7 protein-coding genes are annotated in these 7,478 nt (G+C 69.0%); 5 read left to right on the top strand and 2 right to left on the bottom strand.

Annotation, left to right across the window (positions count from 1 at the left end):
* The 5 genes from kdpB to ACFE7U_RS16870 form a co-directional block, all read left to right on the top strand.
* Positions 1-1,418: potassium-transporting ATPase subunit KdpB (gene kdpB, locus ACFE7U_RS16890; RefSeq protein WP_375410875.1), on the top strand; the 1,418-nt coding region annotated here is incomplete at its 5' end.
* A gap of 37 nt (positions 1,419-1,455) precedes the next feature.
* Positions 1,456-2,061, top strand: a complete 606-nt coding sequence (locus tag ACFE7U_RS16885) for a K(+)-transporting ATPase subunit C (RefSeq protein ID WP_375410874.1) — start codon at positions 1,456-1,458, stop codon at positions 2,059-2,061.
* 25 nt (positions 2,062-2,086) lie between these two features.
* Positions 2,087-4,807, top strand: a complete 2,721-nt coding sequence (locus ACFE7U_RS16880; protein WP_375410873.1) for a DUF4118 domain-containing protein — start codon at positions 2,087-2,089, stop codon at positions 4,805-4,807.
* Positions 4,804-5,499 (top strand): response regulator, encoded by a 696-nt coding sequence (locus tag ACFE7U_RS16875; RefSeq protein ID WP_375410872.1) that lies wholly within the window; start codon positions 4,804-4,806, stop codon positions 5,497-5,499. The genes ACFE7U_RS16880 and ACFE7U_RS16875 overlap by 4 nt, the downstream gene beginning before the upstream one ends.
* A 95-nt stretch (positions 5,500-5,594) precedes the next feature.
* On the top strand, positions 5,595-6,059 hold the full coding sequence (locus ACFE7U_RS16870; protein ID WP_375410871.1) for a PTS sugar transporter subunit IIA: 465 nt from the start codon (positions 5,595-5,597) through the stop codon (positions 6,057-6,059).
* Here the strand turns inward: ACFE7U_RS16870 and ACFE7U_RS16865 are convergent, their stop codons facing one another.
* Together ACFE7U_RS16865 and ACFE7U_RS16860 are read right to left on the bottom strand one after the other, a co-directional pair.
* Positions 6,060-6,305 carry a DUF2934 domain-containing protein gene (locus tag ACFE7U_RS16865; RefSeq protein WP_375410870.1) on the bottom strand — a complete coding sequence of 82 codons (246 nt, stop codon included), beginning with the start codon at positions 6,303-6,305 and terminating at the stop codon, positions 6,060-6,062.
* A partial coding sequence (locus tag ACFE7U_RS16860; protein ID WP_375410869.1) for a TAXI family TRAP transporter solute-binding subunit occupies positions 6,302-7,478 on the bottom strand: 1,177 nt, incomplete at its 5' end. The genes ACFE7U_RS16860 and ACFE7U_RS16865, both read right to left, overlap by 4 nt.

Genomic DNA, 7,478 nt, shown 5'->3' with positions numbered 1-7,478 from the left:
TCACCATCATCTTCGTCTTCGCGGTGGCCTCGATCCCGAGCTTCGCCTCCTATGCCGGCGGATCGATCCCGCTCATCGTCCTGGTCGCGTTGTTCGTCACACTGATCCCGACCACGATCGGCGCGCTGCTGTCGGCCATCGGCATCGCCGGCATGGACCGGCTCGTGCGCTTCAACGTGCTCGCCATGTCGGGCCGCGCCGTCGAGGCGGCCGGCGACGTCGACACGCTGCTCCTCGACAAGACCGGCACGATCACGCTCGGCAACCGCCAGGCGACCGAATTCCGCCCCGTGCGCGGCGTCTCGGAGCAGGACCTTGCCGACGCGGCTCAGCTCGCCTCATTGGCCGACGAGACCCCGGAAGGCCGCTCCATCGTCGTGCTGGCCAAGGACAAGTACGGCATCCGCGCCCGCGACATGGGCAGCCTCAACGCGACCTTCGTGCCCTTCACGGCGCAAACCCGGATGAGCGGCGTCGATATGGACGGCTCGTCGATCCGTAAGGGGGCCGTCGACTCGATCATTGCCTCGGTGAGCCAGCAGCCCGGCGCGACTCGCGGTTCTAACGTCGCTCTCGTCCTCAGCCCCGGCGCCGCCACCGAGACCGTGCGCGAGGTCCAGGCCATCGCCGAGGACGTCGCCAAGGCGGGCGGCACGCCATTGGCGGTCGCCCGCGACGGCCGCCTGCTCGGCGTGATCTATCTCAAGGATATCGTGAAGGGCGGTATCCGGGAGCGCTTCGCGGAGCTGCGCCGCATGGGCATCCGCACGGTGATGATCACCGGCGACAACCCGATGACCGCGGCGGCGATCGCCGCCGAGGCCGGCGTCGACGATTTCCTCGCCCAGGCGACCCCGGAGGACAAGCTCGCGCTGATCCGCAAGGAACAGTCGCTGGGCAAGCTCGTCGCCATGTGCGGCGACGGCACCAACGACGCGCCGGCCCTGGCCCAGGCCGATGTCGGCGTGGCGATGAACACCGGCACGGTCGCCGCCCGCGAGGCCGGCAACATGGTCGACCTCGACTCCGATCCGACCAAGCTCATCGAGATCGTCGAGATCGGCAAGCAGCTCCTGATGACCCGCGGCGCGCTCACCACCTTCTCGATCGCCAACGACGTCGCCAAGTATTTTGCGATCATCCCGGCGATGTTCCTGGTGCTCTACCCACAGCTTCAGGCGCTCAACGTCATGGGCCTGGCATCGCCGGAGAGTGCCATTCTGTCGGCCATCATCTTCAACGCGCTGATCATCGTGGCCCTGATCCCCCTGGCCCTGAAGGGGGTGACCTATCGCGCGGTCGGGGCCGGGGCGCTGCTGCGGCGCAACCTGCTGATCTACGGGCTCGGCGGCATCATCGTGCCCTTCATCGGCATCAAGGCCATCGACCTCGCCATCACCGCCCTGCACCTCGTCTGATCCGCTCCCTCGTTCCTCGCCGCTCACGAGAACCGCCATGTTGAACCAGCTTCGCCCCGCCCTCGTCCTGCTCGTCGCCTTAACGGCCGTGACGGGGCTTGCCTACCCCTTCGCGATGACCGGCATCGCCGGGGTGATCTTCCCGGCCAAGGCCGCGGGCAGCATCGTGGAGCGGGACGGAAAGCCCATCGGCTCCAGTCTGATCGGGCAGTCCTTCACCAGCGACCGCTACTTCCAGGGCCGTCCCTCGGCCACCAGCGCCGCGGACCCTGCGGACGCGACCAAGACGGTGTCGTCCCCCTACAACGCCGCCAGCTCGTCGGGCTCGAACCTCGGGCCGACCAGCGCCGCGCTCGCCGAGCGCGTGAAGGCCGACGTCGAGGCACGCAAATCCGAGAACCCCGGAAAGCCGGTTCCCGTCGACCTCGTGACGACGAGCGGTTCGGGACTCGACCCCGACCTCTCGCCCGAGGCCGCCCTGTTCCAGGTGCCTCGTGTCGCCAAGGCCCGCAGCTTGCCCGAGGATCGGGTGCGTGATCTCGTCGGCACGCAGGTGCAGGGGCGGTTGCTGGGCGTCCTCGGCGAGCCGCGCGTGAACGTGCTCGCGCTCAACCTCGCCCTGGACGACCTTGGCAGGAAGTGACCGCAAGGCCATGGGGCATTCCCGCATGCCGGATCCGTATCGAGACCCTGGACGCCCCTCGCCCGACGCGCTGCTGGAAGCGGCGCGCCGGGAGGAGAACCAGCGCGGCCGCCTCAAGATCTTCCTCGGGGCGGCGCCCGGCGTCGGCAAGACCTACGAGATGCTGACCGTCGGCCGCGCCCGGCTCAAGGCCGGCATCGACGTCGTCGTGGGCGTAGTCGAGACTCACGGCCGCGCCGAGACCGACGCCCTGCTCGACGGCTTCGAGGTCGTTGCGCGTCGGGCGGTGCCCTATCACGGCACCGTGCTGGAGGAGATGGATCTCGACGCGCTGCTCGCGCGCCGGCCGGCGCTCGCCCTCGTCGACGAGCTGGCCCACACCAACGCGCCGGGCTCCCGCCACCCGAAGCGCTACCAGGACGTGGAGGAACTGCTCGACGCCGGCATCGACGTTCACACCACGCTCAACATCCAGCACGTCGAGAGCCTGAACGACGTGGTCGCGCAGATCACCCGCATCCGGGTGCGCGAGACGGTGCCGGACGGCGTCCTCGACCGGGCCGACGACATCGAGGTGGTCGACCTCAACCCGGACGACCTGATCCAGCGCCTGAAGGACGGCAAGGTCTACGTACCGGGCAACGCCGAGCGCGCCCTGAAGCACTACTTCTCGCGAGGCAACCTGACCGCCTTGCGCGAGCTCGCGCTCCGGCGGACGGCCGACCGGGTCGACGACGAACTGCTCAGCCACATGCGGGCCAACGCCATTGCCGGCCCATGGGGTGCGGGCGAACGGGTGCTCGTCTGCGTCGACGACGATCCGCGCTCGGCCGGCCTCGTGCGCCACGCCAAGCGGCTCGCCGACCGGCTGCACGCGCCCTGGACGGCCCTGACCGTCGAGGGGCCGCGCAGCACCGGCCTCGGGGAGGTCGCGCGCGACCGGATCGCCGACACCCTGCGCCTCGCGGACCGCCTCGGCGGCGACGCCGTGACCTTGCCGGGCGGGCGCCGCGTCGCCGACGATATCCTGGCCTACGCACGCTCGGCCAACGTCAACCACGTCATCCTCGGCAAGGCGACGCGCTCGAGACTGTTCGAGCTCGTCAACGGCTCCATCGTGCACGAGCTCGTCCGTCGCAGCGGCAACATCAGCGTCCATGTCATCGCCGGCGAGCCGATGCCGGCCGATGCGGTCCCGGCCAAGACCGTGGCGACCGCCAAACCCTCTTCGTCGTTGAGTCCGCTGGACTACGTCCTCGGGCTCCTCGCGACCGGCTTGGCCCTTGGGCTTGCCCTGTTGCTGCAGCCCTTGCTCGGCATCGAAAACGCCGATCTCATCCTGCTGACGGCGGTGGTCGCCGTAGCGGTGCAGTTCGGTCTCGGACCCTCGCTCGCCGCGGTCCTGGCGGCGTCGCTGTCCTACAACTTCTTCTTCTTTCCCCCGGTCTACACCTTCACCATCACCGACCCCACGAACATCGCCGCCTTCCTGCTGTTCACGGCTTTGGCGGTGGTCGTCTCCAACCTCGCATCGCGCTCGCGCAAGGAGGCGGTGGTCTCGCATGGCCGCGCCCGCGCGTCGGAACGTCTCTACGGCTTCAGCCGCAAGCTCTCGACCTGTGGAACCCTCGACGACGTGCTCTGGGCCACCTCGGCACAGATCGCGGCCATGCTGAAGGTCCGGGTCGTGCTGTTGCTGTCCGAGGACGGGGTCGTCTCGGTCCGGGCCGGCTACCCGCCGGAGGACAGGCTGGACGAGGCGGACCTCGGCGCTGCCAAATGGGCCTTCGACAACGACAGGCCCGCCGGCCGCGGCGCCGATACCCTGCCGGGCGCCAAACGGCTGTTCCTGCCGATGCGCACGGGGCGCGGCACCATCGGGTTGATCGGCCTCGACGCCGACGGCACCGGCCCGATCCTGACGCCCGAGGACCGGCGCCTGTTCGATGCCCTGGCCGACATGGGTGCGCTCGCCATCGAGCGGGTGCGGCTGGTCGCCGACCTCGACCGTGCCGAGCGCGCCGCCGAGACCGACCGCTTGCGCCAAGCCTTGCTCACCTCGATCTCCCACGACCTGCGCACGCCCTTGTCCTCGGTACTCGGCGCAGCCACCACCCTGCGCGACCTCGACGAAGCGCTGCCGCCGGAGGCCAAGGTGGACCTGCTCGCGACCATCATCGAGGAATCGGAGCGATTGAACCGCTTCATCGTCAACCTCCTCGACATGACACGGTTGGAGGCCGGCGCGGTGGCCCCGAACCTCGTGCCCCAGGAGGTCGGCGAGACCATCGACACCGCCCTGCGTCGAGTGGAGAAGGTTCTCTCACAGCACCGGGTCGAGATCGAGGTTGCCCCGAACCTGCCGCCGCTGAGCCTCGACCCGGTCCTGTTCGAGCAGGTGTTGGTCAACCTCCTCGACAACGCGGCCAAGTACGCGCCGGAGGGCTCCACGGTCACGGTGAGGGGGCTGGTCGACCGAGGGCAGGTCTGCGTGCAGGTGCTCGACGAGGGCGACGGCCTGCCCGAGGCCGATATCGAGCGTGTGTTCGACAAGTTCTACCGGGCCCGCAAGGGTGACAGCGTCCGGGCGGGGACGGGGCTCGGCCTCGCCATCGCCCGCGGCTTCGTCGAGGCCATGGGAGGTTGGCTGACGGCCGCCAATCGGGGGGACCGGAGCGGGGCCGTCTTCACCCTCGTCCTTCCGGTCCCGGCTGCCCGCCAAAGACATTCGGACATCGCGGCATGAGCCTGAACATTCTCGTCATCGACGACGAGCCGCCGATCCGGAAACTGCTGCGGATGGGATTGGCGACTCAGGGCTACACGGTCTTCGACGCACCGAACGCGCGCACCGCCCTCGACATCCTATTCCGGGAGACGGTCGACCTGATCATCCTCGACCTCGGGCTGCCGGACATGCGCGGGCACGACCTGTTGCGCACGATCCGCGAGCGGCACCGCGACCTGCCCGTCGTCGTCCTGTCGAGCCGCGACGACGAGCCGGGCAAGGTCGAGGCGCTCGACCTCGGGGCCGACGACTACGTGACGAAACCCTTCGGCATGGGCGAGTTGCTCGCCCGCATTCGTACGGCTTTGCGCCACCAGCTGGCCGTCCAGGGCGAGCGGGCCCTGTTCGAGGTCGATGGCCTCAGCGTCGACCTCGTGCGCCGCCTGGTGCGGGTGCGGGGCGCCGAGGTGAAGCTCACCCCGCGCGAGTACGACTTCCTGCGCGTCTTGGTGCAGCACGCTGGCAAGGCCCTGACCCATGCCCAGTTGATGAACGAGGTCTCGACCTCCTCCGACCCGCAATACCTTCGCGTCTACGTGCGCCAGCTCCGCCAGAAGCTGGAGGCCGACCCCGAGCGACCGCGCATCCTGCTTACCGAAACCGGCGTCGGCTACCGTCTGCGCGCACCCGACGACGAGGCCCGAGCTTGACCGTACCAGCCCATCGTCGTCAGCCAATCCCTCCGCATCAGCATTGGAGCGTTGCCAGTGATCCCTCCCAAACGAGCCCATCGGCGAGCACCCGCATGACCGTCGACGAGTTCCTCTCGCCGGAGCACGTGGCGGTGAACCTGCGCGTCAACGGCAAGGCGGCCCTGCTGGAGGAGCTTGCTCGTCAAGCCGGCCGGGGGATCGACCTCGATTACCGGATCATCCATTCCGCGCTGGAGAAGCGTGAGAACCTTGGCTCGACGGGGGTCGGTGACGGCATCGCGTTGCCGCATGCGCGCCTGGAGGCGATGCGGAAGCCATTCAGTCTTCTCGTACGCCCCCGCGACGCCATCGACTTTGATGCGGTCGATGAGCGGCCCGTCGACCTCGTCTTCCTCCTGCTGCTCCCGGCGAGCCCGCAAGGCGCGCAATTGAACGCCCTGGCCTGCGTCGCCCGCCGGATGCGCGATCCTGAGGTCGCTGCGGCGATGCGGAGCGCTCGCGACGCCGCCACTCTCTACGCGGCCCTTTGCGGCGCGAGCGATGTCGGCCTACCCTGATCAGGGAAAGAAACTTTCCTGATTTCTCAGTTGCGATTCTAAATTGGCTGCATCGGAGCCTGAACCGGCGTGCGATCCAGCTTCCGTTTCAGCCCCCGCCGGAGCTTGGGCTGCTACAGCCTTGAGTTCACGCTCCGCGAGAAGCCAGAACTGGATGTCGAGCCCGTCGGGCCGATGGGTACGGTCCCAGAGCTCGTAGGCCCGCTCGCGGATCTGCTCGAAGGTGATGACGGTCGTCGAGATCATGTTCCGGTCCCTTGCGATTGGTGATCGGGCGGCGATCCGTCCTCGTCCGACCTGTCGGGCACGGTACCGTGACGGCCGATCCGTGTGGCGATGGTCGGGCGTGCGGCGTCGATGGCGAGCGTCGCCGCGGTGATCGTTCGAGGCTCGGTCGTACGCTTCAACGCATATCGAGCGATGCTAGCCGCGAGGTCGTCGGTCTCGCCGGCCATCGCCTCCAGCTTGGCCAGATCGGTCGATCCACGGGCGGTCGAACGGATCTCCAGCAGGCGTCCGGTCGCCACCTCGATGCGCTCGCGGCGGATGCTCCTTAGGCGTTGGCTGAGCCACGCGACGACCGAGCCGAGGCCGCCGCCGGAGATGGCGACGAGGTAGATCCAGCTCTCGTAGCGCTCGATGAAGCTTTCCTGCTCGCGCTCGTAGTAGTCGATGGCGCCCGGATGGATCGGTAGCCGGGCGCTGGTGGCACCGACGGTGGCATCGTAGGAGGGAGGGGTGACGTCGTCCGCGGCGCGGGTCGTTTCCGACAGGGCCGCACGCATCTCGAACAGATGCTGCGTCACCTCCGCGGCGACGCTGCGAGAGAGGTTCGAACGGGCCATGAGCCGGTAGGACGCGCCCACCGTCGCGATGTCGTCGGTGGGGAGACGCTGATCGCCGGCGAAGAGGCCGGCCGGGATCGTGATGGCCTGGAGCCGCGGCATCCGCGCCAGTGTGGCGGGGACGTCGGAGACGCCGAACATCCTGTCCTCCCGGTGCGCGGCACCGGCCTGGACGAGCCCGACGACCCGCTGCGCCGCAGGCGTTGTGGGCGTCGTCAGCAGGATGACCGCGTCGATCCGGCCTTCCGCGACGGCAGCGGTCAGCTCCGCCTCTTCCACGGGCACCAGCATGACCGCCCGAGCCGGCATGTCCCCTACCGGGGCATCCACGAGGAGGCTGAGACCGTGGCGCTCCACGAGCGAGCGCACGAGCGTGCGGTCGGCGGTCCGCGGCGCAAGGATGCCGAGCCTCTTGCCGGCCAAGTCGGAAAGGGCGTCAATGCCCGACGCACGAGGCGTTACGACCATCGTCGCCAACTCGCGCAGGATCGCCAGGGTCAGGCCGTTGCGCGGTATCAGCACGTCGGGCCTCGCCACCGCGAGATCGGCTCCCCCAGCCTGGAGCGCTTCGGCG

It is taken from the genome of uncultured Methylobacterium sp., assembly GCF_964251405.1.
In the GTDB taxonomy this organism is placed as follows: Bacteria; Pseudomonadota; Alphaproteobacteria; order Rhizobiales; family Beijerinckiaceae; genus Methylobacterium.
This window is presented reverse-complemented; position numbering and strand designations above follow the sequence as displayed.

What these genes read in the sequence shown, in the direction of transcription:
- ACFE7U_RS16870 (WP_375410871.1), top strand. Translation starts at nt 5,595, where the DNA reads ATGACCGTCGACGAGTTCCTCTCGCCGGAGCACGTGGCGGTGAACCTG.
- ACFE7U_RS16875 (WP_375410872.1), top strand. Translation starts at nt 4,804, where the DNA reads ATGAGCCTGAACATTCTCGTCATCGACGACGAGCCGCCGATCCGGAAA.
- ACFE7U_RS16880 (WP_375410873.1), top strand. Translation starts at nt 2,087, where the DNA reads ATGCCGGATCCGTATCGAGACCCTGGACGCCCCTCGCCCGACGCGCTG.
- ACFE7U_RS16885 (WP_375410874.1), top strand. Translation starts at nt 1,456, where the DNA reads ATGTTGAACCAGCTTCGCCCCGCCCTCGTCCTGCTCGTCGCCTTAACG.
- ACFE7U_RS16865 (WP_375410870.1), bottom strand. Translation starts at nt 6,305, where the DNA reads ATGATCTCGACGACCGTCATCACCTTCGAGCAGATCCGCGAGCGGGCC.